The organism is Streptomyces sp. P13-3-3 (genome assembly GCF_050571355.1).
Taxonomy (GTDB): Bacteria; Actinomycetota; Actinomycetes; order Streptomycetales; family Streptomycetaceae; genus Streptomyces; species Streptomyces althioticus.
In genome coordinates this window covers 4,699,604-4,724,493 of sequence record NZ_CP192228.1, presented here as the reverse complement: position 1 = coordinate 4,724,493, position 24,890 = coordinate 4,699,604, and the positions used below count along the sequence as shown (strand labels likewise).

The 24,890-nt window shown below is 72.1% G+C and carries 22 protein-coding genes; 3 read left to right on the top strand and 19 right to left on the bottom strand.

The features are described from left to right. Window positions 1-6: 6 nt before the first annotated feature. The 3 genes from ACQZOG_RS21720 to nsdA form a co-directional block, all read right to left on the bottom strand. The gene (locus tag ACQZOG_RS21720; RefSeq protein ID WP_006130453.1) at window positions 7-345 is read right to left on the bottom strand and encodes a P-II family nitrogen regulator; all 339 of its coding nucleotides are present in this window, start codon (window positions 343-345) and stop codon (window positions 7-9) included. Beyond that, window positions 342-1,682, bottom strand: coding sequence for an ammonium transporter (locus tag ACQZOG_RS21715; protein ID WP_033275908.1), 1,341 nt, complete (start codon window positions 1,680-1,682; stop codon window positions 342-344). The genes ACQZOG_RS21720 and ACQZOG_RS21715 overlap by 4 nt, the downstream gene beginning before the upstream one ends. 348 nt (window positions 1,683-2,030) lie before the next feature. After that, on the bottom strand, window positions 2,031-3,527 hold the full coding sequence (nsdA, locus tag ACQZOG_RS21710) for a transcriptional repressor NsdA (protein WP_033275907.1): 1,497 nt from the start codon (window positions 3,525-3,527) through the stop codon (window positions 2,031-2,033). A gap of 447 nt (window positions 3,528-3,974) precedes the next feature. On the opposite strand from nsdA, the gene ACQZOG_RS21705 reads away from it, so the two are divergent. Beyond that, on the top strand, window positions 3,975-4,640 hold the full coding sequence (locus ACQZOG_RS21705) for a bifunctional DNA primase/polymerase (RefSeq protein ID WP_037641809.1): 666 nt from the start codon (window positions 3,975-3,977) through the stop codon (window positions 4,638-4,640). A 108-nt stretch (window positions 4,641-4,748) separates the two neighbouring features. On the opposite strand, the gene ftsY is transcribed toward ACQZOG_RS21705, so the two are convergent. The 5 genes from ftsY to ACQZOG_RS21680 form a co-directional block, all read right to left on the bottom strand. Continuing rightward, window positions 4,749-5,951 carry a signal recognition particle-docking protein FtsY gene (ftsY, locus tag ACQZOG_RS21700; RefSeq protein ID WP_430741732.1) on the bottom strand — a complete coding sequence of 401 codons (1,203 nt, stop codon included), beginning with the start codon at window positions 5,949-5,951 and terminating at the stop codon, window positions 4,749-4,751. A 438-nt stretch (window positions 5,952-6,389) separates the two neighbouring features. Then, window positions 6,390-7,808, bottom strand: coding sequence for a sugar porter family MFS transporter (locus ACQZOG_RS21695; protein ID WP_033275903.1), 1,419 nt, complete (start codon window positions 7,806-7,808; stop codon window positions 6,390-6,392). Window positions 7,809-8,014: 206 nt separating this feature from the next. Continuing rightward, window positions 8,015-11,626: a chromosome segregation protein SMC gene (gene smc, locus ACQZOG_RS21690; RefSeq protein ID WP_430741731.1), complete on the bottom strand. Its 3,612-nt coding sequence runs from the start codon at window positions 11,624-11,626 to the stop codon at window positions 8,015-8,017. Between the two features lie 282 nt (window positions 11,627-11,908). Continuing rightward, window positions 11,909-12,112 (bottom strand): hypothetical protein, encoded by a 204-nt coding sequence (locus ACQZOG_RS21685; protein WP_006130460.1) that lies wholly within the window; start codon window positions 12,110-12,112, stop codon window positions 11,909-11,911. A 378-nt stretch (window positions 12,113-12,490) separates the two neighbouring features. After that, window positions 12,491-12,772, bottom strand: coding sequence for an acylphosphatase (locus ACQZOG_RS21680; protein ID WP_191883379.1), 282 nt, complete (start codon window positions 12,770-12,772; stop codon window positions 12,491-12,493). A 175-nt stretch (window positions 12,773-12,947) separates the two neighbouring features. Here ACQZOG_RS21680 and ACQZOG_RS21675 point away from each other — a divergent pair, with 175 nt between their 5' ends. Continuing rightward, entirely contained in the window at window positions 12,948-14,318 is a 1,371-nt protein-coding gene (locus ACQZOG_RS21675; RefSeq protein ID WP_033275900.1) for a CAP domain-containing protein, read from the top strand. Window positions 14,319-14,402: 84 nt separating this feature from the next. Here the strand turns inward: ACQZOG_RS21675 and ACQZOG_RS21670 are convergent, their stop codons facing one another. Beyond that, window positions 14,403-14,621: a hypothetical protein gene (locus tag ACQZOG_RS21670; RefSeq protein ID WP_430741730.1), complete on the bottom strand. Its 219-nt coding sequence runs from the start codon at window positions 14,619-14,621 to the stop codon at window positions 14,403-14,405. A 47-nt stretch (window positions 14,622-14,668) separates the two neighbouring features. Further along, window positions 14,669-15,118, bottom strand: a complete 450-nt coding sequence (locus ACQZOG_RS21665) for a GNAT family N-acetyltransferase (RefSeq protein WP_286159772.1) — start codon at window positions 15,116-15,118, stop codon at window positions 14,669-14,671. A gap of 70 nt (window positions 15,119-15,188) precedes the next feature. Between ACQZOG_RS21665 and ACQZOG_RS21660 the strand changes: the two genes are divergently transcribed. Further along, window positions 15,189-15,590, top strand: a complete 402-nt coding sequence (locus ACQZOG_RS21660) for a winged helix-turn-helix transcriptional regulator (protein WP_033275897.1) — start codon at window positions 15,189-15,191, stop codon at window positions 15,588-15,590. Here the strand turns inward: ACQZOG_RS21660 and mutM are convergent. The 9 genes from mutM to ACQZOG_RS21615 all read right to left on the bottom strand — a co-directional run bounded on the left by mutM (window position 15,563) and on the right by ACQZOG_RS21615 (window position 24,691). Continuing rightward, window positions 15,563-16,447, bottom strand: coding sequence for a bifunctional DNA-formamidopyrimidine glycosylase/DNA-(apurinic or apyrimidinic site) lyase (gene mutM / locus ACQZOG_RS21655; RefSeq protein WP_033275896.1), 885 nt, complete (start codon window positions 16,445-16,447; stop codon window positions 15,563-15,565). The genes ACQZOG_RS21660 and mutM overlap by 28 nt on opposite strands. Before the next feature lie 81 nt (window positions 16,448-16,528). Next, a complete protein-coding gene (rnc, locus tag ACQZOG_RS21650) occupies window positions 16,529-17,347 on the bottom strand; it encodes a ribonuclease III (protein ID WP_006130466.1) in 819 nt (272 codons plus the stop codon). Window positions 17,348-17,366: 19 nt separating this feature from the next. Then, a complete protein-coding gene (gene rpmF / locus ACQZOG_RS21645) occupies window positions 17,367-17,540 on the bottom strand; it encodes a 50S ribosomal protein L32 (RefSeq protein WP_003951102.1) in 174 nt (57 codons plus the stop codon). A 2-nt stretch (window positions 17,541-17,542) separates the two neighbouring features. Further along, a complete protein-coding gene (locus ACQZOG_RS21640) occupies window positions 17,543-18,187 on the bottom strand; it encodes a YceD family protein (protein ID WP_033275895.1) in 645 nt (214 codons plus the stop codon). A gap of 131 nt (window positions 18,188-18,318) precedes the next feature. Continuing rightward, entirely contained in the window at window positions 18,319-19,413 is a 1,095-nt protein-coding gene (locus ACQZOG_RS21635) for an ATP synthase F0 subunit B (protein WP_193456575.1), read from the bottom strand. Between the two features lie 113 nt (window positions 19,414-19,526). After that, a complete protein-coding gene (gene coaD, locus ACQZOG_RS21630; RefSeq protein WP_033275893.1) occupies window positions 19,527-20,006 on the bottom strand; it encodes a pantetheine-phosphate adenylyltransferase in 480 nt (159 codons plus the stop codon). Window positions 20,007-20,032: 26 nt separating this feature from the next. Beyond that, on the bottom strand, window positions 20,033-20,620 hold the full coding sequence (gene rsmD / locus ACQZOG_RS21625) for a 16S rRNA (guanine(966)-N(2))-methyltransferase RsmD (protein WP_354793047.1): 588 nt from the start codon (window positions 20,618-20,620) through the stop codon (window positions 20,033-20,035). Window positions 20,621-20,724: 104 nt separating this feature from the next. Next, entirely contained in the window at window positions 20,725-22,926 is a 2,202-nt protein-coding gene (recG, locus tag ACQZOG_RS21620) for an ATP-dependent DNA helicase RecG (protein ID WP_058917018.1), read from the bottom strand. A 73-nt stretch (window positions 22,927-22,999) separates the two neighbouring features. Then, on the bottom strand, window positions 23,000-24,691 hold the full coding sequence (locus tag ACQZOG_RS21615) for a DAK2 domain-containing protein (protein WP_430741729.1): 1,692 nt from the start codon (window positions 24,689-24,691) through the stop codon (window positions 23,000-23,002). Window positions 24,692-24,890: the final 199 nt, after the last annotated feature.

The following is a 24,890-nucleotide window of genomic DNA, read 5'->3' as shown; positions in this document are numbered from 1 at the left end:
CTGTTGTCAGAGCGCGTCCGGGCCGCGCTCGCCGGTCCGGACCCGTACGGCCGTCTCGACGGGGATGGTCCACACCTTGCCGTCGCCGATCTTGCCGGTGCGGGCCGCCTTGACCACGACGTCGACGAGCTGTTCGGCGTCGTCGTCCTCGACGAGGACCTCGATGCGGACCTTGGGCACCAGGTCGACGGTGTACTCGGCGCCGCGGTAGACCTCGGTGTGGCCGCGCTGGCGGCCGTAGCCGCTGGCCTCGGTGACGGTCAGACCGTGCACTCCGAAGGCCTGGAGGGCCTCCTTGATCTCGTCGAGCCGGTGCGGCTTCACGACGGCGGTGATGAGCTTCATGCGTCCACCTTCTTGCTCTCGGCCGGGGCGACGGGGCTGCTGGCCGCGGTGCGGGCCGCGCCGCCGCCCGCGCCGCTGAAGTCGTATGCGGTCTCGGCGTGCTCGGCCTGGTCGATGCCGGCCACCTCCTCGTCCTCGGAGACTCGCATACCGAGGGTCTTGTGGATCAGGAGGGCCAGGACCGCGGAGGCGATCAGGGAGTAGGCGAGGACACCGAAGACACCGGCGCACTGCTTCCAGAACTGGTCGAGGCCGCCGCCGTAGAAGAGGCCCGCGACGTCGGACTGGCCCTTGCCGGTGGCGAAGAAGCCGATGAGCAGGGAGCCGATGATGCCGCCGACGAGGTGGACGCCGACGACGTCGAGGGAGTCGTCGTAGCCGAGCTTGTACTTGAGGCCGACGGCCATGGCGCACAGGACACCGGCGATGATGCCGATCGCGATGGCGCCGAGCGGGGAGACCGCGCCGCCCGCCGGGGTGATGGCGACCAGGCCGGAGACCGCGCCGGAGGCGGCGCCCAGCGTGGTGAACGCGCCGTGGCGGATCTTCTCGTAGGCGAGCCAGCCGACGACCGCGGCGCCGGTGGCGACCTGGGTGTTGACGAACATCAGCGCGCCGACGCCGTCGTCGTTGCCGAGCCACGAGCCGGCGTTGAATCCGAACCAGCCGAACCACAGCAGACCGGCGCCGAGCATGACCAGCGGGAGGCTGTGCGGGCGCATCGGGTCCTTCTTGAAGCCGATGCGCTTGCCGATCACCAGGATCACGCCGAGGGCGGCCGCACCCGCGTTGATGTGCACGGCGGTACCGCCGGCGAAGTCGATGACGCCGAGGTCGAAGGCCCAGCCGCCGGAGCCCCACACCCAGTGCGCGACCGGGAAGTAGACGACGGTGACCCACAGGGCGATGAACAGGGCCCACGCGCTGAACTTCACGCGGTCCGCGAGCGCGCCGCTGATCAGGGCGGGCGTGAGGATCGCGAACATCAGCTGGAAGGAGGCGAAGACGAACAGCGGGATGGTGGTGCCGTCCCACAGTTCCGTCAGGCCGATGTTGCTCAGGCCCACCCAGTCGGAGTTCCAGCCGACGAGGCTGCCCTTGTCGTCGCCGAACGCGACGGAGAATCCGTAGAGCACCCACAGGATGGTGACGATGCCCAGGCTGATGAAGCTCATCATCAGCATGTTCAGCGTGCTCTTGACCCGGACCATGCCTCCGTAGAAGAAGGCCAGACCGGGGGTCATGAGCATCACCAGGGCGGAACAGATGAGCATGAACCCTGTGTTGGCGGCGGACAGCGTGGGCGCGTCTGCTGCCAGGGTGATGGCTTGTGCCATCGGCGTCTCCTCGTCGTTGGTACGGCCCCGTGCGGGCGAAGCCTTGAGCGGATTGAGGGGTGGGCCGGTTATGCGCCATGAAGATTGGCGCAGCGCCGTTTCGGTGGAAGCCCCTCGTTGTTTCGCGGCCGTGACGAAGGCACCCGGCGTGTTACGGGTCGGTGAACCGCCGGATCCGGGGCGCGCCGATCGTTATCGTGGCGCAATCTTCGGTGTACGGCGGTGAGCCGCGGCCGGGGAGACACACGACCGGCCGCGGTCGGCCTTCCGAATGACTGGCATGGGGGAGCCGAGTCGGGCAGTTCGGGAGGGCCGGCCGCGGCCGGGGTCCAGGGTTCCTCGGTGGGGTCAGACGGCCTGGGCGGTCTCGGGCAGCTCGACCGCGAGCCGCTCGGTGAGTTCGACGACCTCGGCGAGCTCACCGAAGTCGCGTACGGCGGTGTCGACGGTCTTTCGGATACGAGTGTTGACGCGCTCGGAACGGACCTTCTTGGCGGCCTTGATGGCCTCGGTGGCGAGAACCGTGCTCTGCTCGGCCTCGCGCTGGAGCAGATGGACCGTGGCCATGCCGATCAGGTTGAGGGCGTAGGAGCGCTGATGCTCGCCGCCCTCCTGGCCGAACAGCTCCACGGCCCGCTTCATCAGCGGCTCGGCGAGCGAGGCGTAGGTGGGGCTGCGGCCCGCGACGTAGGCGAGGTCGCGGAAGGAGTGGCTGTTCTCCGCGTACAGCTCGGCCTCGGAGAAGAAGCGGATCCAGTCGGGGTCCGGCTCGTCCCACTCGCCGGCCTCGGCGAAGGTGTCCTCGGCCATGCGGACGGCGCGCTTGCAGCGGCCGGGCTGACCCATGTTGGCGTAGGCGCGGGCCTCCATCGCATACAGCATGGACTGGACGCGGGGGCTCGCGCAGTCACGGCTGCCGTACTGGGCGAGGTGGATGAGCTCCAGGGCGTCCTCGGGACGGCCGAGGTGGATCATCTGGCGGCTCATGTTGGAGAGGACGTAGGAGCCGAGGGGCCGGTCGCCGGCCTCCTTGGCGGCGTGCAGGGCGAGCACGAAGTACTTCTGCGCGGTGGGCTGGAGCCCCACGTCGTACGACATCCAGCCGGCCAGTTCGGCGAGCTCGGCGGCGACCTTGAACAGCCGCTTGGTGGTGGCGTCCGGCTGGGGCTCCTGGAGGAGGTCGGTGACCTCGTGGAGCTGGCCGACGACGGCCTTGCGGCGCAGTCCGCCGCCGCACTGGGCGTCCCACTGCCGGAACATCACGGTGGTGGTCTCCAGCAGGTCCAGCTCCGGCTTGGAGAGCCGGCCGCGGGCGCGCGCCGAGGAGGGGGCGACGTCCGGCTCGGGCCTGGACAGCGGGCTGGACGGGGAGGGGACGAGCCAGCGCTGCATGGGCTCGATGAGGGACGGGCCCGCGGAGAGGGCCAGCGAGCTCCCGAGGAAGCCGCGCCGCGCCAGCATGAGGTCGCTGCGCGAGAACTCGCTGAGCAGGGCCACGGTCTGCGGGCCCGTCCAGGGAAGGTCGACGCCGGTCGCGGAGGGCGCCGGGCGTGTGGTGCGCAGGCCCAGGTCCTCCACGGAGACGACGACACCGAAGCGCTCGGAGAACAGCTCGGAGAGGATGCGCGGGATCGGCTCCCGCGGGTTCTCCCCGTCCAGCCAGCGGCGCACCCGGGAGGTGTCGGTGGAGATGTGGTTGGCGCCCAACTGCCGGGCTCTGCGGTTCACTTGGCGGGCGAGCTCGCCCTTGGACCAGCCGCTGCGGACGAACCATGAGGTGAGCAGCTCGTTCGGGCGCTTCTCCGCACTCGCAGAACCCGTCCCGCCACCGCCGTTGCCGCTCACTGGAACGCCCCCATCCCTGCAGACCACTTGTCGCTGAGTGCGCCAAGCCCTATCAGAATGCCGGTAGTTGGGGCCGCCCGTCCGGCGGATGCCACCCTTCGAACGGAAAGCCGAGTTGCCTCCGGCATACCCACGAGTGCATGTGCCCCATCCAAGCCGTGCACACACAGTAACCCTACGATCACCCGCCTCACCATGGCGGAACCTCAATCGCCACCATTCGCCACCCCTTCGAATGAACGCACCGTCGCCGTCCCGCGATTGACTTGACACAGGACGGACAAGAGCGGATGCAGCGGTGCACCCAGGGGCGCGTGACACCCGCCGCACCACCCCGCGCACATCGAGGCGCTGGTTGGCGCAGGTCGCACCGGGAAGCCGGAAACAGAGAGTCACACTCTGCGTCCGCTACGTAACCACCGGTACGTCGGACCCGTTGGAGGGGGCATGGGCTTCACGATCGGTATCAGCCGGGGCATCCGTGACATCCGGTCCGGCTCGCGGCGGCGCGGCCGCTCCTCGGACGGCACGGTCGTGGCGGAGTACACGGGACTGTGGGGCTGGGACGTGGTGCCGGGCGTGCGCGCCGTCGCCGGGTCCTGCTCCTGCGGCCGTGCGGGCTGCCGGACGCCGGGCGCCCACCCCCTGAAGCACGCGCCGGTGATCCGCGCGGGCGCGCCGCTGGACGAGGTGACCGCGCTCTGGTCGGAGTTCCCGGGCGCCTCGGTGATGCTGCCCGTCGGCCGGGCGTTCGACGTGATCGAGGTGGCGGAGCCCGCCGGAACTCACGCCCTGGCGCGGCTGGAGCGGATGGGCCTGCCGGTCGGGCCGGTCGCGGCCACCCCGGACGGCCGGGCCCAGTTCTTCGTCGCCCCCGGCGCCGCGGCGGCCCTGCCGGACCTGCTGTACCGCATGGGCTGGGACGACCCGGGCTCCCTCGACCTGCGCGGCCTGGGACGCGGCACGCACATCACGGCGCCGCCGTCGGACCGCGCCGGCCTCGGCCCGGTGCGCTGGCTGCGCTCCCCCGCCCTGGACTCCGCCTCCCGTCCGCCGGAGGCACGGCTGCTGCTCGGCACGCTGGCGTACGTGGCGCACCGCTCGGGCGCCTGACGCCCTCCCCGTTCGCGCACCCGCCCCCTGCCGGTACGGCGAAGCGCCCGTCCCCCGATCACTCCCGGGGGCGGGCGCTTCCTCGCGTACGGCCGGACGGCTCGGGGGTCACTCCCCCAGCAGCGCGTCCACGAAGGCCTCGGGCTCGAACGGCGCCAGGTCGTCCGCGCCCTCGCCGAGACCGATCAGCTTGACCGGGACACCCAGCTCGCGCTGGACGGCGACGACGATGCCGCCCTTGGCGGTGCCGTCGAGCTTGGTGAGCACGATGCCGGTGATGTCCACGACCTCGGCGAAGACCCGCGCCTGCACCAGACCGTTCTGGCCGGTGGTGGCGTCGAGCACCAGCAGCACCTCGTCCAGCGGGGCCTGCTTCTCCACGACCCGCTTCACCTTGCCGAGCTCGTCCATGAGGCCCGTCTTGGTGTGCAGCCGGCCGGCGGTGTCGATGAGCACCGCGCCGGCGCTCATCTCCTTGCCCTCCTTGACCGCGTCGAACGCGACGGAGGCGGGGTCGCCGCCCTCCGGGCCGCGCACGATGTGGGCGCCGACCCGCTCGCCCCAGGTCTGCAGCTGGTCGGCCGCGGCGGCGCGGAAGGTGTCCGCTGCGCCGAGGACGACGGTGTTGCCGTCGGCGACCAGGACGCGGGCGAGCTTGCCGGTGGTGGTGGTCTTGCCGGTGCCGTTGACGCCGACGACCATGACGACGCCGGGGCCGCCGTCGGGGTTCTCGGTGTGCACGGTGCGGTCCATCTGGGGACCGACCAGCGTGATCAGCTCCTCGCGGAGCAGCGTGCGCAGTTCCTCGGGGGTGCGGGTGCCGAGCACCTTGACCCGCTCGCGCAGCCGCTCGACCAGTTCCTGGGTGGGCTGGACGCCGACGTCGGCGGTGAGCAGGGTGTCCTCGATCTCCTCCCAGGTGTCCTCGTCGAGGTGCTCGCGGGACAGCAGGGTGAGCAGGCCCTTGCCCAGGGCGTTCTGCGACCGGGACAGCCGGGCGCGCAGCCGGACCAGACGGCCGGCGGTGGGCTCCGGGATCTCGATCTCGGGAGCCTCGGCGGCGGGCGGTTCCTCAATGACGACGGGACCGGCGCCCGCCGGAAGATCAACCTCCTCGATGGTGCGCCGCGGTTCCTCCCGCGGCGTCTCGGCCTCTTCGCCGACGTGCGGCTCGGCCGGCGGGGCGGTGATGTCGGGCGCGGCGGGCGGCGGCGGGGGCAGCGGCCTCTTGCGCCGGCTCCCGACGATCAGCCCGCCGAGCGCGCCGAGCACGACCACGGCGATGACTACAGCAAGGATGACGATGTCCATAACCCGTCCAGTATCAGCCATGCTCCCCCCGGGCCCCCCATACAGACGCGCCCCGCCCAGGGCACCCCGAAGGGACGCGGGGAACCGCGCGCCCACCCCAAGCACACACCACACCGTGCAACGCCCTCGGGGCCGCGGGGAACTGCGCGACCGGCCTCAGCGGCGCCGCACCGTGCAACACCCCCAGGGGCGCGGGGAACTGCGCGACCGGCCCCAGCGGCGCCGCACCGTGCGACTCCGCAGCCACCGCCCCTTTCAGGGGCTCAGGGGCGCGGGGAACCGCGCGCCTGAGCCCCCACCCACCCGCGAGGTGACCGGACGCGCCGCCGCCCCGGCTCGAGGACATCCGAACCGGGGCGGGTGGGGGGTGGCACACACGAGGGGCAGGGCAGCGGGGAGGTGACCCCGCCCCTCGGGTCCGAGGGGGGAAGAGGGGCGTCAGCCCATCTCCTCCAACCGCTTGCCCTTCGTCTCCTTCACGAACTTCAGCACGAACGGGATCGACAGCGCCGCGAACACCGTGTAGATCACGTACGTGAAGGACAGGTTCCAGTCCGCCAGCGACGGGAAGCTCGCGGTGATCGCCCAGTTGGCGATCCACTGCGCCGCCGCGGCCACACCGAGCGCAGCCGCCCGGATCCGGTTCGGGAACATCTCGCCGAGCATGACCCACACGACCACACCCCACGACAGGGCGAAGAAGAGGACGAAGACGTGGGCCGCGATCAGGGCCACCCAGCCCTGCGTGGCGGGCAGCTGGCCGTCGACGAGGTTCGAGGAGAACGCCCAGGCCTCGAGCGCGAGACCGATCACCATGCCGACGGAGCCGATGATGGCCAGCGGCCGACGGCCGACCCGGTCGACGAAGATCATCGCGATGACGGTGCCGACGATGTTGATGATCGACGTGGTGAACGAGTAGAAGAACGAGTCCGACGGGTCGACGCCGACCGACTGCCACAGCGTGGCGGAGTAGTAGAACGCGACGTTGATGCCGACGAACTGCTGGAAGACGGACAGGCCGATACCGACCCAGACGATCGGCTTGAAGAAGAAGCTGCCGCCGAGCAGGTCCTTGAAGCTGGACTTCTCCTCGCGGTGCATGCCGGTCTCGATCTCGGTGACGCGGGCGTCGAGGTCGATCCCGCTGCCCTCGACCTCGGAGAGGATCTGGCGGGCGCGCTCGTGCTTGCCGACGGAGATCAGGTAGCGCGGGGACTCGGGGATGGCGAAGGACAGCAGGCCGTAGAGGACGGCCGGGACCACCATGACGCCGAGCATGACCTGCCAGGCCTCCAGGCCCATCAGCTGACCGCGCTGGTCGCCGTCGGCCGCGTTCAGGATGCCCCAGTTGACGAGCTGGGAGACGGCGATGCCGATGACGATCGCGGCCTGCTGGAAGGAGCCGAGCCGGCCGCGGTAGGCGGGCGGGGCGACCTCGGCGATGTAGGCCGGGCCGATGACGGAGGCCATGCCGATGGCGAAGCCGCCGACGACCCGCCAGAAGGCGAGGTCCCACAGCGCGAACGGCAGCGCGGAGCCGACGGCGCTGACCGTGAAGAGGACCGCGGCGATCTGCATGCAGCGGATGCGTCCGATGCGGTCGGCTATCCGGCCGGCGGTGGCGGCGCCGATGGCACAGCCGATCAGCGCGATGGCGATGACCTGGGCGAGCGCGGCGGAGCCGACGTCGTAGCGGTCTCGGATCGCCTCGACGGCGCCGTTGATCACGGAACTGTCGTAGCCGAAGAGGAAGCCGCCCATGGCGGCGGCGGCGGTGATGAAGATGACATGCCCGAGATGTTCGGGGTGAGCCGTCCTGGCTCCTGACGCTTGTGCCTGCGCAGCGCTGGTCACGTGTACTCCTCGGGCCACCGGCAACATCGCCGGGTGGGGGTCAGCCCTTCAAGGTTTCTGCCGTAGGCACCTGAAGGTAAGAACAACATTGCAGAGACTATGTCTTCAACTTTTGAAGTCAATAGGTCCTGGGCTGTGACTTATTAGACGCAGGAGCCCGAAGCGAGACCCACCAAGGGTTCACATCTTGAAGAGTTTGAACCGCTTCAGCGCAGACGCTGACTGATGACCTTGGACACGCCGTCGCCCTGCATGGAGACGCCGTACAGCGCGTCGGCGACCTCCATGGTGCGCTTTTGGTGCGTGATCACGATCAGCTGCGAGGCCTCCTGCAGCTCCTGCATGATCCGGATCAGCCGCTGGAGGTTGGTGTCGTCGAGGGCCGCCTCGACCTCGTCCATCACGTAGAACGGGCTGGGCCGCGCCTTGAAGATCGACACGAGCAGCGCCACCGCGGTCAGCGACCGCTCGCCGCCCGAGAGCAGCGACAGCCGCTTGACCTTCTTGCCCGGCGGACGCGCCTCGACGTCCACGCCCGTGGTGAGCATGTTGTCGGGGTCGGTCAGCACCAGACGCCCCTCACCGCCCGGGAAGAGCCGGGAGAAGACGCCCTCGAACTCCCGGGCCGTGTCCCGGTAGGCCTCGGTGAAGACCTGCTCGACGCGTTCGTCGACCTCCTTGACGACCTGGAGCAGGTCCGCGCGGGTCTTCTTCAGGTCCTCCAGCTGCTCGCTGAGGAACTGGTGGCGTTCCTCCAGCGCCGCGAACTCCTCCAGGGCGAGCGGGTTGACCTTGCCGAGCTGCTGGTAGGCGCGCTCGGCGGCCTTCAGCCGCTTCTCCTGCTCGGCCCGCACGAAGGGACGGGGCTGGTTACGCGGATGCTCCGGGTCCTCCGGGAGCTGTTCGCCCTCGGCGGGGGGCGAGGGCGGCACGAGCTGGTGCGGGCCGTACTCCGCCACCAGCCCGGCCGGTTCGACACCCAGTTCCTCCAGGGCCTTCGCCTCCAGCTGCTCCATCCGCAGCCGCTTCTCGGCTCCTAGTACCTCGCCTCGGTGAACCGAATCCGTCAACTTGTCGAGTTCCGCCTTGAGATCGCGTCCCTCGCCCCGGGCGCGGGCGAGTTCCTCCTCACGGCGGGCCTTGGCGGCCTCGGCGGCGGCGCGCTCCTCGGCGGCGCGGGACAGGGACACCTCGACGTGCGCGAGCAGCTGGCGGGCGCCCGCGGCGACGGCGGCCGCGACCTCCGCCTCGTGGCGCAGCCGGGCCCGGCGCTGCTCGGCGCGCGCGCGTGCCTCACGTTCCGCGCGGGCCGCCCGGTCCAGGGAGTCGGCCCTCCCGGCCAGCCCTTTCACCCGCTCCTCGTGCGTACGCGCCTGGAGGCGGGCCTCCATCTCGGTCTGGCGTGCGTTGGCCCCGTCGGCGGCGAGCCGGTCGCGCACGGAGGTGTCGGGCTCCTCCTCGAACGGCATCTCCTCGGCCGCCTCGAGCCGCTCGGCCAGTTCCTCCGCCTCGGCGAGCGCCTTGTCGAGGGCCTCCTGCGCGCGTTCGGCGGCGGCCCCCGCGCGTTCGGCCTCTCCGGCGGCTCCGCGCGCCTGTCCGGCGAGCCGGCCGAGCTGCTGGGCGACGGCGGACTTCTCCCGGTCGGCGGCCCGGCGCCGCTCCCCCAGCTCCTCGACGAGGGCCGCGCACTCCCGGCGCCGGGCGGCCGCGGCCTCCTGCGTCTCGGCCAGCTCCTCGCAGCGCACCTCGAGCTCCTCCAGCTCGGCGGCGGCCTCGTCGACGGAGGCCTGCACCTCCAGCAGGCTGGGCGCGCCGGCCGAGCCGCCGTGAGCGAAGTGGGCGCCCAGCAGGTCGCCCTCGGCGGTGACGGCGGTGAGGCCGGGCCGGGCGTGGACGAGTTCCTCGGCGTCCTCGAGGGTGGGGACGACGACGATGCCGTGCAGGAGCCGGCGTACGGCCGGCATGAGGTCGTCGGGGCCGCTGACCAGGCGCTCCGCGGGGAGGAGAGTTCCGGAGGGGGCGGCGGGTGCGGGTGCTTCGTGGCCGGGCGCGTCGTCCCCCTCGCCTTCGGAGGGCGTTGCGCCCGTCGTGTCGGGAAAGAGGCCCGTGACGAGGAGGGCGGCCCGGCCCGCGTCCTGTTTGCGCAGGAGCCGGATCGCGTCGGCCGCGGCGGACGGGGAGGTGACCGCGAGGGCGTCGGCCGCCGCGCCGAACGCGGCCGCGATCGGCACTTCGTAGCCGGGCGTGACCGTCAGCAGTTCCGCGGCCGGGCCCAGCAGCCCGGTGAGGCTGTCCTTCGCGCCGAGCAGCGCGCCGCTGCCGTCCTTGCGGCGCAGGCCGAGCGCCAGCGCCTCGTGGCGTGCCTGGGTCGCGGCGCGTTTCCGCTCCGCGGCGGTGGCCGCCTCGCGCGCGGCGGTGAGGGCGGCCTCGGCCTCGGCGAGCCCGCGCCTGGCCTCCTCGTGCCGGTCGGCGAGTTCCGCGTCGCCCGCGTCGAGTCCGTCGACCTCCGCCTGCAGGGCCTCGTACTCCTCCTGGGCGGCCACGGCGCGCTGCCGCGCTTCGTCGCGGGCGGCGGCGAGGCGTTCGATCTCGGCCTGGGCCGCGGCGGCGCGGGAGCGGGCGGCGCCGACCTGGCCCTTGAGCCGGGCGAGCCCTTCGCGCCGGTCGGCGATGGCGCGGGCGACGTCCTTGAGGCGCCGTTCCTCCTGGGCGAGTTCGCGCTCCAGTTCGGCGCGATGGGCGACGGTGTCCTCCAGCGCGCGTTCGGCCGCCTCGAGCGCGGCCTCCAGTTCGGCCTCCTGCTCGCGGATGCGGGCGGCCTCACGCTCCATGTCCTCGGGGTCCCGGCCGCGCCGCTCCTCGGGGGGCGCGGAGGTGGCGCTCTTCACGCGCGCGTCGGCCAGCGAGATGGTGCCACGCACCCGTTCGGCGAGCTGGGAGAGCTCGTACCAGGTCTGCTGGGCGTTCTGCAGCCGCGGGGTGAGGCGGCGGACCTCGTCCTCCAGGAGCGCCTCGCGCTGGAGGGCCTTCTTCAGCTCGGCCTCGGCCGCCTCCTTGCGCTGCTTGAGGGCGGCCTCGTCGGCGATCTCGGCCTGGAGCGCCTCGCGCAGCTTGACGAGGTCGTCGGCGAGGAGGCGCAGGCGGGCGTCGCGCAGGTCGGCCTGGATGACGGCGGCGCGGCGGGCGACGGCGGCCTGACGGCCGAGCGGCTTGAGCTGGCGGCGGAGTTCGTCGGTGAGGTCCTGGACGCGCGCGAGGTTGGCCTGCATCGCGTCCAGCTTGCGCAGCGCCTTCTCCTTGCGCTTGCGGTGTTTGAGGACGCCGGCCGCCTCCTCGATGAAGGCGCGGCGGCCCATGGGGTCGGCGTGGAGGACGGAGTCGAGCTGGCCCTGGCCGACGATGACGTGCATCTCGCGGCCGATGCCGGAGTCGGAGAGCAGTTCCTGGATGTCCAGGAGGCGGCAGGTGTCGCCGTTGATCTGGTACTCGCTGCCGCCGTTGCGGAACATGATCCGCGTGATGGTGACCTCGGCGTACTCGATGGGGAGGGCCCCGTCGGAGTTGTCGATGGTCAGGGACACCTCGGCGCGGCCGAGCGGCGGGCGGCCGGTGGTGCCGGCGAAGATGACGTCCTCCATCTTGCCGCCGCGCAGCGACTTGGCGCCCTGCTCGCCCATGACCCAGCTGAGCGCGTCCACCACGTTGGACTTGCCCGAGCCGTTCGGACCGACGACGCACGTGATGCCCGGTTCGAACCGGAGCGTGGTCGCCGAGGCGAACGACTTGAAGCCGCGGAGGGTCAGGGCCTTGAGGTGCACGCCGTCGGACTCTACCCGGCGGGCATGTCTCACTCCATGAGCGCGCGGTTTCGCGGGTGAACGCGCAGGGCATGCCAGACGTTGAGAAGGTGAAAAGGTGCGCGGGACAGAGAGTGCGCCGCGCGGGGGTCGCGGCCGCGGACAGGCGGCAGGCTCAGCGGTTCGGGACGCGGAGGGGTGAAGAAAGAAGGGACGCCGAAGCGTCCCTTGCAGTTCTGACTGCTCGGCGGTGGTGACGGGCGAGCCCGACCACTGCGGTGCTGTTCGTGGAGCGTGCAGTGATCAGGTGAGCGCAGGCTCCGCCTGGTGTGCGTCAACGCTCTCCATGATCCTGTCGTGAGAAGCGGCAGCCTTCAGGGCGTCCTTCTCGGCCTGGATCCGTACGAGCTCGGATTCCAGGTCCTGGACGCGCTGCTGGAGCCGTCGCATCTCGGCGAGGAGTCGCGGGTCGGAGCCGCCGACGTAACCGAGAAGCGCCTTTGCCATGATGGATGGTCCTCCACAATGAGTGACCGACCGATGCGGTGTGGGTCGTGAGGGATTCGCACCCGCGGTGCTTGGCAGGCCTGGAGTTGTGCTGCCGTTCAGCCATGCCAAACAGCTAAGGTGCGCGGGGCTTTCAGCGTCTCACCAAAAAGTTTGAGGGTCAACACGATCACGCCCCGTATTGGGGGACAACCGGGCGCATACGGCCGGACGACGGCGGCGGCGCGTTCCTCACGGGTCCTCGGGGCGTGGCGATCATCTTGGCGGGCGCAGGTGCCGCTGGCAAGCCGTTCGCTTCGATCACCAGGACTTTTTTACGTCCGGACGGTTCGCGGCAGGTCCTGTGCGGACCTCTGTACGCCCGCGCGGCGGGCCCCCTCAGCGGATCGCGAAGCCGTCGTAGCCGCCGCGAGGTGTGTCCCAGATCTCGGTCACTCCGTCCACGTGCCCGGGCGTGTCGCCGGCCTGGAGCCACTCCAGCAGCCGCTCGCAGCGGTCACGGGACCCCTCGGCGACCACCTGCACCCTGCCGTCCCCGAGATTCAGGGCGAAGCCCTGCAGTCCGCCGATCTCCAGAGCCTTGGCCCGGGTGAACCAGCGGAAGCCCACGCCCTGCACATGTCCACGGACCCAGGCCACCAGTCGCACATCCTCGCTCATGCCTGCAACCTAACCGGACAAAGTCACACCGGGCACTCCTCCCCCTTGCGCCATGCGGTAGCGTCCCCACCCATGAATCTCATATGAAACTCACTCGTTCGTGTGAGTTTCGTGATCGTCGAGTTTCGGGCTGGTCGCGGGACGCGGCCGACCGCCAGGACGAGGAAGGCCATACATGGGACGCCACCGACGCTCCGACGCCGGCCGCGCCGCCACGAGCCGCGCCGACGGGGTCACCCACCACGACGGCTCCTACGGTGAAGGCCTGGACCCGCGAGGCGCCGGGACCGACGGCCCGCCCACGATGGGCACCGCGCCGTACCTGAACCCGGAGGCCTACGCGGAGACGTACGCCCGCAGCGAGGCGTACTTGTACGCGACGGACGAGACCGCGGTCCACGCCCCCGGCTTCCCCCCGGGCGGCCACCCGGACGCGGGTCCCGGTCCCGCCCAGGCCGCCTACGCCCGCACGGCGCCCCCCGCCTACGCCGCGCCCGCCGCGGCCCCGGCCGTCACCGCCCCCGCCGCCCCGGCCGTCCCGGGCCCCCGCACCGCCGAGTACGACTTCACGGGGCACTCCTTCACCGGTGACGACCCGCTCCCCGAGTGGGACGTCACGCCCCGGCCCCGCCCCGTACGGACCGCCCGCACCACCGTGACCTCGTCGGTCGGCGCGGACGACCGCCCCGCGAACGGGCGGCGCCGCAAGAAGAAGGCCGCGACGCCGGTCCGCACCGGGCTGCTCGGCGTGTCCGCCGCCGTGGCCCTCGGCACGGTCGCGGTGGCCACCGGCGCGGTACCGGGCCTGGAGAACTACAAGCTCGGCGGCGACCGCGGCTCCAGCGACAACGTGCAGGCCGGCGCCGGTGTGGCGACCAACCTGCCGACCGAGCAGGGCGGCACGTCCGGCTCCGCCGAGGCCCCTAGCCGCGACGCGTCGACTCCCGCGAGCCGCGACGGCGGACGCGCCACCTCCCCGGCGCCCTCGGCGACGCCGTCCACCCCGGCCGCGCCGACGAAGGCGCCCGAGGCGGAGAAGACCCCGGAGAAGACGGAGTCCGCAGCCGCCCCGGAGAAGACCGAGGAGCCGGCGCAGGACCGCAGGACGGCGCCCGACACCGAGCGGAAGGCGGGCGACCAGAGCCAGGGCAAGGGCCAGACGTCGGCCGAGTCCACGGCCGCCGCGGCGGTGCTGCGGCTGGTCAACGCCGAGCGCGCGAAGGTGGGCTGCAGCCCGGTCACCGCGGACGGTGCCCTGACGGCGCTGGCGACGGCGTTCAGCGACGACATGGCCGACCGGGGCTTCTTCGACCACACGGACCCCGACGGCGACACCCCGTGGGACCGCGCCCAGGCGGCCGGCATAGGCAACCTCGGCGGCGAGAACATAGCCCGCGGCCAAGCCGACGCCGAAGCGGTGATGGAGGCCTGGATGAACAGCCCCGGCCACAAGGCGAACATCCTGAACTGCGACTTCAAGACCCTCGGCGTGGGCGTCCACATGGGCCCGGGCGGCCCTTGGTGGACGCAGAACTTCGGCTACTGAGCCACCGTCGACGACTCGGCCCGGGCGTCGGTCGGCAGCACCACCAGCTTTTGGCGGGCTGCCGGCCGACGCCCTCGGCCTGTCTCAGGCGGGCGGCGCCCGCCCTTCGTCGCCGGCCCGCCTCGCCTTGAGGCGCTGCACCCCGATGACCAGCCACACCGGCGCCGACACGACGGCAAGGATCAGCATGATCGCCCCGCCCCCGTCCGGACGTGCGACGAACCACAGCGCGATCACCGCCGTCCACATGCCTGCGAGGGCGAACGCCACCGTCGGGCCGGACAGCGCGCTGCGTGCCTTCACGGTTCCCCCTCTCCACAGGAGGGCGTCTACCCGAGGCGGCACCGGCCTCACAGAGTGACAGCCAGCAGCGGGAGTACGCGGCCCGGGATCGAGCCCGACGGCGTCTCGCCGATGCGCACCGCGCCCATCGCGCGGTAGAACGACTCCGCGTTCGGGTCGGCGTCGATCGTCAGGCGGCGGAAGCCGGCGTCACGGGCCGAGCCGAGCGCGTGCGCGAACAGGGCGCGGCCGATGCCCTGGCCGAGGGCCTCCGGGTCCACGAACATCATCCCCACCGCGCCTTCCGGCGGCTGCCCGTCCACGGTCGTGAAGCCGAGGACGCGGCCGTCCCGTTCGGCCAGCGCGGTCCGCCGCTCCCCCACCTCCGACGGGCGGACGGTCAGTTCCTCCCGGCACGACGCCATGAACGCCTCGTCGTAGCCCCAGTGGGCCTTCGACCGAAGCGCCAGTTCGGTCAGCTCGCCCGCCTCGTCGGGCCGGGCCTTCCTGATCCGCACGGAACCCCCTCCACTTACCATCGGTTAGCGCTGCACTTCGGCAAGCGCTGCTCTGAAGTACGCTGAGCTTATGACGACCACGCAGTCGGCCCCGGAGGACCGGGACCTCCCCTTCAACGTGTTCGCCAAGTCCTGCCCGTCCCGCGGCACGCTGGAACACGTGACGGGGCGCTGGGGCGGGCTGACGCTCGGGGCGCTGTACGAGGGCTCGCTGCGCTTCAACGAACTGCGACGGCGGGTCGACGGCGTCAGCGAGAAGATGCTGTCGCAGACCCTGCACGCGCTGGAGCGCGACGGGCTCGTGCACCGCGAGGCCCAGCTGACGAACCCGCCCCGGGTGGACTACGAACTGACCCCCCTGGGCCGCGAGGTCGCCGAGCACCTGCTGGCGCTCATCCGTCTCCTGGAGGACCGCATGGACACCGTCCTCGAGGCCCGGGAGCGTTACGACACGGCGCGCGGCGCCCGCTGACAGCGCGGGCAGAAGTAGCTGGAGCGGTTCATCCACGCCCGCCGGCGGATCGGCGTTCCGCAGCGGCGGCAGGGCAGACCCTCGCGGCCGTAGGCGTCCAGGGAGCGGTCGAAGTAGCCGGACTCCCCGTTGACGTTGACGTAGAGGCTGTCGAAGCTGGTGCCGCCGGCGACGAGGGCCGCGTTCATCACGTCGCGGACGTGGCCCAGCAGCTGCAGCGTGCGGGGGCGGGTGAGGCCGGCCGTCGGGCGCTCGTAGTGGATGCGGGCCCGCCACAGCGCCTCGTCCGCGTAGATGTTGCCGACGCCGCTGATCAGCGACTGGTCGAGGAGCGCCCGCTTGATCGTGGTCCGCTTGCGGCGCAGCGCCTGGTGGAAGGCCTCGTCGTCGAAGAGCGGGTCGAGCGGGTCGCGGGCGATGTGCGCGATGACGTCGGGCAGTCCCTCGGGGGTGTTGTCGTGCAGCGACAGACCGCCGAAGGTGCGCTGGTCGACGAAGCGCAGCTCGGTGTCGCCCGCCGGCCCTTCGTCCGGTGACTGCGGCTCGGTGAAGCGGATACGGATGCGCAGGTGCTTCTCGTCCGGCGCGGCGTGCGGCTGCATCAGCAGCTGGCCGCTCATGCCGAGGTGGGCCAGGACCGACTGGTCGGTGTCCTCCAGCGGCAGCCACAGGTACTTGCCGCGACGGCGCGGGACGCCGATGCGGTGGCCCTTCAGCCGGTGCGCGAAGTCGTCCGCGCCGGCGACGTGGCGGCGCACGGCGCGCGGGTGCAGGACCTCGGCGTCGGCGACGGTCCGGTGGGCGACCCACCGCTCGAGTCCGCGCCGGACGACCTCGACCTCGGGCAGCTCGGGCATGGCGTCCTCCCAGGACCGGTGGAACGAGCACCGAGCGCCCGCCCCTGTGCGGGGACGGGCGCTCGGGTCGCGCGTACTACGTCAGGCGGAGGCCGACGGGGCGTCGGCGCTCTTGCCGGAGGCTTCGGCCTCGGCGGCCTGGACGACCTCCTCGGCCTCCTGAGCCGCCTTGGCCCGCTCGTCCGCCGCGGCCTTGATGGACCGCCACGCGGACTCGGCGGCCTGCTGCTCCGCCTCCTTCTTGCTGCGGCCGGTGCCGGTGCCGTACGAGACGCCTCCGACGCGGGCGGCAGCAGTGAAGGTCTTCTCGTGGTCGGGGCCGGTCTCCGTGACCAGGTACTCGGGAACACCGAGCCCCTCGGTCGCGGTGAGCTCCTGGAGACTGGTCTTCCAGTCCAGGCCGGCTCCCAGGTTCGAGGACTTCTCGATCAGCGGGTCGAACAGGCGGTGCACCAGCTCCGCCGCCGATTCCAGGCCCTGGTCGAGATAGACCGCGCCGATCACCGCTTCGAGGGTGTCGGCGAGGATGGACGCCTTGTCCCGGCCGCCCGTTCCCTCTTCACCGCGGCCGAGCCGGATGAAGGAACCGAGGTCGAGCCCGCGGCCCACCTCCGCCAGCGCACGCGAGTTGACCACCGCGGCCCGCAGCTTGGCCAGCTGGCCTTCGGGCAGGTCGGGGTGGGTGCGGTACAGCGTGTCGGTGACGACGAGGCCGAGCACGGAGTCCCCGAGGAACTCCAGCCGCTCGTTCGTCGGCAGACCGCCGTTCTCGTACGCGTAGGAACGATGGGTCAGCGCACGCACCAGAAGGGCGGACTCGACCTTGTAGCCGAGCCGCCCTTCCAGAAGCGTCGGGGACGAGGCCTGGTTGTCCGCAGAGTTTTTCTTCGGCGTGGACACAGTGCCTCTCACCAGCCGCTCAGACCTCGAGGACCTGGCGCTTGTTGTAAGTGCCGCAAGACGGGCACGCGATGTGCTGCTGCTTGGGCTCGTGGCAGCGCTCGCACGCAACCAGGGTGGGGACCGCAGCCTTCCACTGCGACCGGCGGTGGCGCGTGTTGCTGCGCGACATCTTCCGCTTCGGAACAGCCACGGCTACTTCTCCTGCTTCTCGTCGACGCCGGCTTCGGCGCCGCTCATCTCGTCCTTCTCGCCGTCCTTCATGGTGCCGGCGAGTCCCTGCAAAGCCGCCCAACGGATGTCGACGGCGTCGTGATGGTGGTCCGGGTCGTCCGCCAGCCGTGCTCCACACTCGGAGCACAGTCCCGGGCAGTCTTCCTGGCACACCGGCTGCATCGGCAGTGCGAGCACCACCGCGTCGCGCAGCACCGGCTCGAGGTCGAACAGGCCGTCCTCGAGGAGGAGCCGGTCCTCGTCGTCCTCGGCGTCGTCGCCCGGTTCCGCGATCACGCGGCCCCGGTCGTCGGCGTCAGGGTACGAGAACATCTCCTGGTAGTCCGCTTCGAGCTCCAGCTCGAGCGGCTCCAGACACCTTACGCACTCCCCCTCGGCCTTCGCACGGGCGGTGCCTGTGACGAGCACACCTTCCATGACCGACTCGAGCCGGAGTTCGAGCTCCACCGGGGCGCCTTCCGGCACTCCGACGACTCCCTGGATACCGAGGTCCCGGGGAGCGTCGACCGTACGGGTCAGGCGCTGCAGCGCACCGGGCCGCCGCCCCAGCTCGTGCGTGTCGAACACGAGGGGGTTGCGGTGGTCGAGGCGGGCGTTCAGAGCCATTCCTGCTTTCGATCTTCGAGCTCAGAGGGTGTCGCTGCCGTACGGGTGCGTTCCGGGCAGCGTGGATCGCGGTCATACGCGCGACCGAAGAGCCAGGATACTGGACCTTTCGCTCTCGGCCCAATCCGCCCCTAGAGGCCCCGCTCGCGCTGGTACGCCTCGAGCTGCTCGGGCGTGATCATGCTGGTGTCGAACAGGCTCGTCTCGTCCAGCGCGTACCCCTGCTGGTGCTGCTGCGGCACGTGCTGGGCGGCCTGGCCGGGGTCGTACGCCTGCTGGGAGGCGTCGTAGCCCTGGTAGGCGGCGTACGGATCGGCCTGGGCGTATCCGCCCGCCTGGGCGTACGGGTTCTGGGCGCCGCCGTACTGCTGCTGGTAGCCGCCGTAGGGGTCGGCCTGCTGGGCGTCGTAGCCGTACGCGGGCTCGGGCTGGGCGTACGGCTGTGTCTGCGGCTGCGGGGGCCGGGGCGGCTGCTGCGGCTCGGACCGGCGGCCCTGGGCGTCCTGCTCGGCGAGGGAGGCCAGGTCGGCGAGGTAGTCGGCGTCGCTGGAGTGCTGGACGGTGGTGGGGTCGTCGGCCAGCGCGCCCAGGTCGTCGGTGGCGATCCGGCCGTGCAGCTTCTGCCGGCCGCGGCCGACCGCCTCCAGCGTCTTGGCGAGCACCGCCTCGAAGGCGCCGAGCTTGACGTCGACGTAGGCGTCCGCGTTGCGGCGCAGCGTCTCCGGGTCGTGGCTGCGCTCGGGGGCGTCCTCGTCCTCGTAGCCCTGCTCGTCGAGGCCGGGGCCGGTGCCGAGCAGCTTCTCGCGGCCGCGGCCGACGGAGCCGAGGGTCTTGGTGAGGACGACCTCGAAGTTGGCGAGCTTGGAGTCGACGTAGTCGTCGGCCTCGGCGCGGATCTCCTCGGCCTCCTGGCGGGCCTCGGCGAGGATCCGGTCGGCCTCGGCCTGGGAGCGGCGGGCGATCTCGGTCTCGGCGACCAGCGAGCCGCGCTGGGCGTGGGCCTCGGAGATGATCCGCTCGGCCTCCTGGCGGGCCTGTTCGACCATCTGCTCCCGGCCGCCGATCAACTCCTCGGCCTGGGCGAGGGAGTCGGGCAGCGCCGCGCGCACCTCGTCGAGCATGGCGAGCAGTTCGGCGCGGTTGACCACGCACGACGCCGACATGGGCATCGACCGGGCACTGGAGACCGCGGTGACGATCTCGTCGAGCTTCTTCTGCACGTCCACCGTGTGCTCGCCACTCTCTACAGCTGTGTTGGAGACGGACGGGACGACTGTACGGCCCTGGGGCGTCCGGTGGACACCGGATGCCCGCTACCGTCCGTGGCGCCGGGGCGCGTTCAGTCCTTGCCCAGGCGTTCGGTGAGCGCCGTCAGGACCTCGGCGGGCACCAGGTGGGAGACGTCGCCGCCCCAGGCCGCGACCTCCTTGACGAGCGAGGAGGACAGGAAGCTGTAGGTGGGGTTGGTGGGGACGAAGAGGGTCTCCACGCCCGAGAGGCCGTTGTTCATCTGGGCCATCTGCAGCTCGTAGTCGAAGTCGCTGACCGCGCGCAGGCCCTTGACGATGGCGGGGATGTCGCGCTGCTTGCAGAAGTCGACGAGGAGGCCGTGGAAGGCCTCGACCCGGACGTTGCCGTACTCGGCGGTGACGGTGCGGATCAGGTCGATCCGCTCCTCGATCTCGAACAGGCCCTTCTTGGACTGGTTGATCATCACCGCGACGTAGACCTCGTCGTACAGCCGGGAGGCCCGGGCGATGATGTCGAGGTGTCCGTTGGTGATCGGGTCGAAGGACCCGGGACATACGGCGCGGCGCACTGGTGATTCCTCGCTCTCCGGTCCGGTCATCGTGCGTCTTCGCACGTAGAGGCGGCGCGACCGTACCAAAACGTTCCCTCGCCGTAACGACGGGCCCGGATGGCCTCGAAACCCGGCGGGAAGGCGAATTCTCCGCCTCTGGTGCTGCGCTCCACGGTGACGAGGGCGTCGTCGGCGAGCCACCCCTGGGAGCGGAGTGTGAGGAGGATCTCCCGAAGATCGCCGTCGGAGACGGCGTAGGGCGGGTCGAGGAAGACGAGGTCGTACGGCTGCTCCGGCGGCGCGGTACGGACGATCTGTTCCGCTTTGCCGGACCTCACGTCGGCGCCCGGGAGGCCGAGCGACCTCACGTTCTCCCGGACGGTGCGCGCCGCGCGGGCGTCGGCCTCGACGAGCAGGACGTGTCCGGCGCCGCGGGACAGGGCCTCCAGGCCGACGGCGCCGGAGCCGGCGTAGAGGTCGAGGACCCGTTCGCCGTCGAGGGGGCCGCCGAGCAGTGACTGCCAGGTGGAGAAGAGCCCTTCGCGCGCCCGGTCGGAGGTGGGGCGGGTGCCCTGCCCGGGCGGGACGGCCAGGCGGCGTCCGCCGGCGGTGCCGGCGATCACGCGGGTCATGTCCTCGGTCCTTGTCCGTGAGTACGGGTCCGTGAGTACGGGTCGGTGTGTGCGGGTCGGTGTGCTGGCCGGTGTGGGCGGGCCGGTGGCCGTGTCCCAGTCTGTCAGCCCTTCTCCAGGTACTGCTCCCGCTCCTCGTCCAGCAGGGCGTCCAGCGCGGTGCGCAGGGCGGGCAGGCGCTCCAGGTCCGGGTCGGCGGCGACGACCCTGGTGGCCTCCTCGCGGGCCTCGGCGATGACCTCCTCGTCGTCGATGACGGCGAGCATGCGCAGGCTGGACCGGGTGCCGGACTGTGCCTGGCCCAGCACGTCGCCCTCGCGGCGCTGTTCGAGGTCGATGCGGGAGAGCTCGAAGCCGTCGAGGGTGGACGCGACGGCGTTCAGCCGCTGGCGGGCGGCGCTCGCCTCGGGCATCTCGCTGACCAGCAGGCACAGCCCGGGGGCCGAGCCGCGGCCGACGCGGCCGCGCAACTGGTGCAGCTGGGAGACGCCGAAGCGGTCGGCGTCCATGATCACCATGACGGTGGCGTTCGGGACGTTGACGCCGACCTCGATGACGGTGGTGGCCACCAGGACGTCCGCCTCGCCCGCGGCGAACCGGCGCATCACGGCGTCCTTGTCGTCGGGCTGCATCCTGCCGTGCAGGACCTCGACGCGCAGTCCGGCCAGCGGGCCGCGCGCGAGCTGCTCGGCGGTGTCCAGCACGGCGAGCGGGGGCCGCTTCTCCGCCTCGTCCTCCGCGGACTTCTTCTTCGCCTTGGCTCCGTCCTCCTCGTCACCGATGCGCGGGCAGACCACGTACGCCTGGTGGCCCTTCTCCACCTCCTCGCGCACCCGCTCCCAGGCACGGGCGAGGAAGTGCGGCTTGTCGGCGGCCGGGACGACGTGACTGGCGATGGGCGAGCGGCCGGCCGGGAGCTGGTCCAGGACGGAGGTCTCCAGGTCGCCGAATACGGTCATGGCGACCGTGCGCGGGATGGGCGTGGCCGTCATGACGAGGAGGTGCGGCGGCTGCTTGCCCTTGCCGCGCAGGGCGTCGCGCTGCTCGACGCCGAAGCGGTGCTGCTCGTCCACGACGACCAGGCCGAGGTCGTGGAACTGCACCTTGTCCTCGATGAGCGCGTGCGTGCCGATGACGATGCCGGCCTCGCCGGTGGCCAGGTCGAGGAGGGCGTGGCGGCGGGCCGCGGCGCCCATGGAGCCGGTGAGCAGGACCACCTTGGTGGCGCTCTCCGCGCCGCCGAGCATGCCCCCTTCGGCCAGCTCGCCCATCATCTCCGTGATCGAGCGGTGGTGCTGCTGGGCGAGCACCTCGGTGGGCGCGAGCATCGCCGCCTGACCGCCCGCGTCGACGACGGCGAGCATGGCCCGCAGGGCGACCATGGTCTTGCCGGAACCCACCTCGCCCTGGAGCAGGCGGTGCATGGGGTGGTCGGTGGCGAGGTCGGTGAAGATCTCCTCGGAGACCTTGCGCTGGCCCTCGGTGAGCGTGAAGGGGAGGCGGTCGTCGAAGGCGGCGAGGATGCCGTCGGGCTTGGGGCGGCGGGGCACGGCCGGAGACTGGGCGTCCGCGTACCGGCGGCGGGCGAGGGCGACCTGGAGGACGAACGCCTCGTCCCACTTGAGGCGGGCGCGGGCCTCCTCGATGTCCGCCTTGGTGTGCGGGCGGTGGATCTTCAGCAGCGCCTCGGGCAGCGTGACCAGTCCGCGGCCCTCGCGCAGCGCCTCGGGCAGCGGGTCGGCGGCCTCCTGGGCGCTGGGCAGCACCGTCTGCAGTGCCTTGCCGATCTTCCAGGACTCCAGCTTGGCGGTGGCCGGGTAGATCGGGATGAGCGCGCCCGCCCAGGTCTCCACCGTCTCCTCGGCGTCCCCGCGCAGCAACTCGTATGCCGGGTGGGCGAGTTGGAGGCGGCGGTTGAAGACGGAGACCTTGCCGGCGAACATCGCGCGGGTGCCCGGCAGGAGTTCCTTGTGCGGCTTGTGGACGCCGGCGCCGAAGAAGACCAGCGTCAGCCGGCCGCTGCCGTCGGTGATCGTCACCTCCAGTCGCTGCCCCTTGCCGCGCGGGGCGCGGCTGGAGGCGAAGGTGTGCAGCCGGGCGTCGGCGACCTGCGCGACCACGGTGACGTGCTCGTCCATCGGCAGGTCGGCGAGGTGGGTGAGCTGGCCGCGCTCCTCGTACCGGCGGGGGTAGTGGTGCAGCAGGTCGCCGACGGTGTGCAGGCCGAGGTGCTCGGCCATCACCTTCGCGGTGGCGGGGCCGAGCACCTTCTTCAGTGGTTCGTCCAGTGCGGGCACGGGATCCATTGGACACCACCCCACCGACAGAGCGGGGACGGCGGGCCGCCTTCCCGCACCGCGCCGGGCCGCGGCGGACGGGTCACTCGACGCCGATGAGGAGGACGGAGCCCTGCCGGCCGCCGTGGTGGACGACCGTGTCGACGGCCAGGTAGCCCTCGCGGACCCGGGCCTCCAGGCGGTCGGCGACGGACTCCGGGGCGTCGTCGCCGACGACCAGGGTCACCAGCTCCCCGCCGGCCGCGAGCATGCGGTCCAGCACGGCCAGCGCGGTCTCGGTGAGGTCCTGGCCGATGACCGCCACGTCGCCGTCGACCAGGCCGAGGACGTCGCCGGCCTGGCAGATGCCGGCCATGGTCCAGGACTGCCGCTCGGCGACGGTGACCTCGGCGTAGCGGGTCGCGCCGGCGGCGGAGGTCATGGCCACCACGTCCTCGTCGAAGCGGCGCTCCGGCTCGTGCACCGCGAGCGCCGCGATGCCCTGCACCGCGGAGCGGGTGGGGATGAGCGCCACCCGGACGCCCTCCGCCCGCACCTGTTCGGCGGCCGCGGCGGCGGTGTGGCGCAGTTCGGCGTCGTTGGGCAGCAGCACCACCTCGCGCGCGTGGGCGCGCCGTACGGCCTGGACCAGCTCGCCGCTCGCGGGCGGCTCGCCGGGCCGGGCGAGCACGGCCGTGGCGCCGGCCTCCGCGTAGAGCCCCGCCAGGCCCTCGCCGGGCACCACGGCCACCACGGCCCGCTGGACGCGCTCGGCGATCGTCCGCTCGGCGCCCGGCGCGTGCGCGTCCCCGGCGCCGAAGTGGGTGATCCTGATGCGGTACGGCCGTCCCGCCTCGACGCCCGCCTCCACGGCGGCGCCGGCGTCGTCGACGTGCACGTGGACGTTCCACAGGCCGTCGCCGCCGACCACGACGAGGGAGTCGCCGAGAGTGTCGAGCCGCTCCCGCAGCCGGGCGACGGCCGCGTCCTCGGCCTCCAGCAGGTAGATCACCTCGAAGGCGGGACCTCCGGGCCGGGACGCGGCGTCGTCGTCCGCGCAGGGAACGGCGGCCGTGGGGGATGCCTCGGAGCGCGTGTGCGGGCCGGGCCCGCGTGCCGCCGCGCCCCGGGGCGTCTCCCCGGTGAGCGACTCCACCAGCGCCGCGAGGACGGTCACCAGGCCGCGTCCGCCCGCGTCGACCACCCCCGCCTGCCGCAGGACGTCCAGCCGGTCCGGGGTCTCGGCGAGTGCGGTGCGGGCTCCCTCGTAGGCGGCGCGGGCCACCGCGCCGCAGTCGCCGCCGGCGCCCCCGGCCGCGTCGGCGGCGGCGGTGGCGACCGTGAGGACCGTGCCCTCGACGGGGTGCGCCACCGCCTGCCGGGCGGAGTCGGCCGCGTGGCGCAGGGCGAGCCCGAGGCCGGTGCCGTCGGCGTGCGCCGGGGCGTCGTCGCCGGCCAGCACCTGGGCCATGCCGCGCAGCAGCTGGGCCAGGATCGTGCCGGAGTTGCCGCGCGCGCCGATCAGCGCGCCGTGCGCCATCGCGCGTACCGCGTCGGCGAGGGTGGGGCGGCCGGCGTTCCCGCCGCCGCCCGCCTCGTGTCCGGCGAACACCGCCTCCACGGCCGTGGCCGCCGACTCCAGCGTCAGATAGAGGTTGGTGCCGGTGTCGCCGTCCGCCACGGGATAGACGTTGATCGCGTCGATCTCCTCGCGGGCCCGTCCGAGCGCGTCGAGCGCGAGACCGCACCAGGCACGCACCGCGAGAGCATCGAACGTCTGCGGCACCTGCGGCACCTGCGCCTCCTCGAGCTGCTGGACGTGGCACGCAGCGTAGACGGTGGGCCCCCGCCTGCCGGAAGAGGGCCGCAGGCGGCCTCCTGAGCTGGCATGCTAGTTTCGTCCTACGGGTGCAGCCGTTGTATGCTGCTCCGGTTGCCCGATCCGATCGGGCGTCTCCCCTGGCAACGCCACTCAGATCCGCCCGGCTCTCCGA

Coding starts and splice junctions, on each gene's coding strand:
- ACQZOG_RS21705 (WP_037641809.1), top strand. CDS start 3,975: ATGGGCTTCACGATCGGTATCAGCCGGGGCATCCGTGACATCCGGTCC.
- ACQZOG_RS21680 (WP_191883379.1), bottom strand. CDS start 12,772: ATGAGCGAGGATGTGCGACTGGTGGCCTGGGTCCGTGGACATGTGCAG.
- mutM (WP_033275896.1), bottom strand. CDS start 16,447: ATGCCCGAGCTGCCCGAGGTCGAGGTCGTCCGGCGCGGACTCGAGCGG.
- ACQZOG_RS21715 (WP_033275908.1), bottom strand. CDS start 1,682: ATGGCACAAGCCATCACCCTGGCAGCAGACGCGCCCACGCTGTCCGCC.
- recG (WP_058917018.1), bottom strand. CDS start 22,926: ATGGATCCCGTGCCCGCACTGGACGAACCACTGAAGAAGGTGCTCGGC.
- ACQZOG_RS21660 (WP_033275897.1), top strand. CDS start 15,189: ATGACGACCACGCAGTCGGCCCCGGAGGACCGGGACCTCCCCTTCAAC.
- ACQZOG_RS21675 (WP_033275900.1), top strand. CDS start 12,948: ATGGGACGCCACCGACGCTCCGACGCCGGCCGCGCCGCCACGAGCCGC.
- ACQZOG_RS21720 (WP_006130453.1), bottom strand. CDS start 345: ATGAAGCTCATCACCGCCGTCGTGAAGCCGCACCGGCTCGACGAGATC.
- ACQZOG_RS21685 (WP_006130460.1), bottom strand. CDS start 12,112: ATGGCAAAGGCGCTTCTCGGTTACGTCGGCGGCTCCGACCCGCGACTC.
- ACQZOG_RS21640 (WP_033275895.1), bottom strand. CDS start 18,187: ATGGCTCTGAACGCCCGCCTCGACCACCGCAACCCCCTCGTGTTCGAC.
- ftsY (WP_430741732.1), bottom strand. CDS start 5,951: ATGGACATCGTCATCCTTGCTGTAGTCATCGCCGTGGTCGTGCTCGGC.
- rsmD (WP_354793047.1), bottom strand. CDS start 20,620: ATGACCCGCGTGATCGCCGGCACCGCCGGCGGACGCCGCCTGGCCGTC.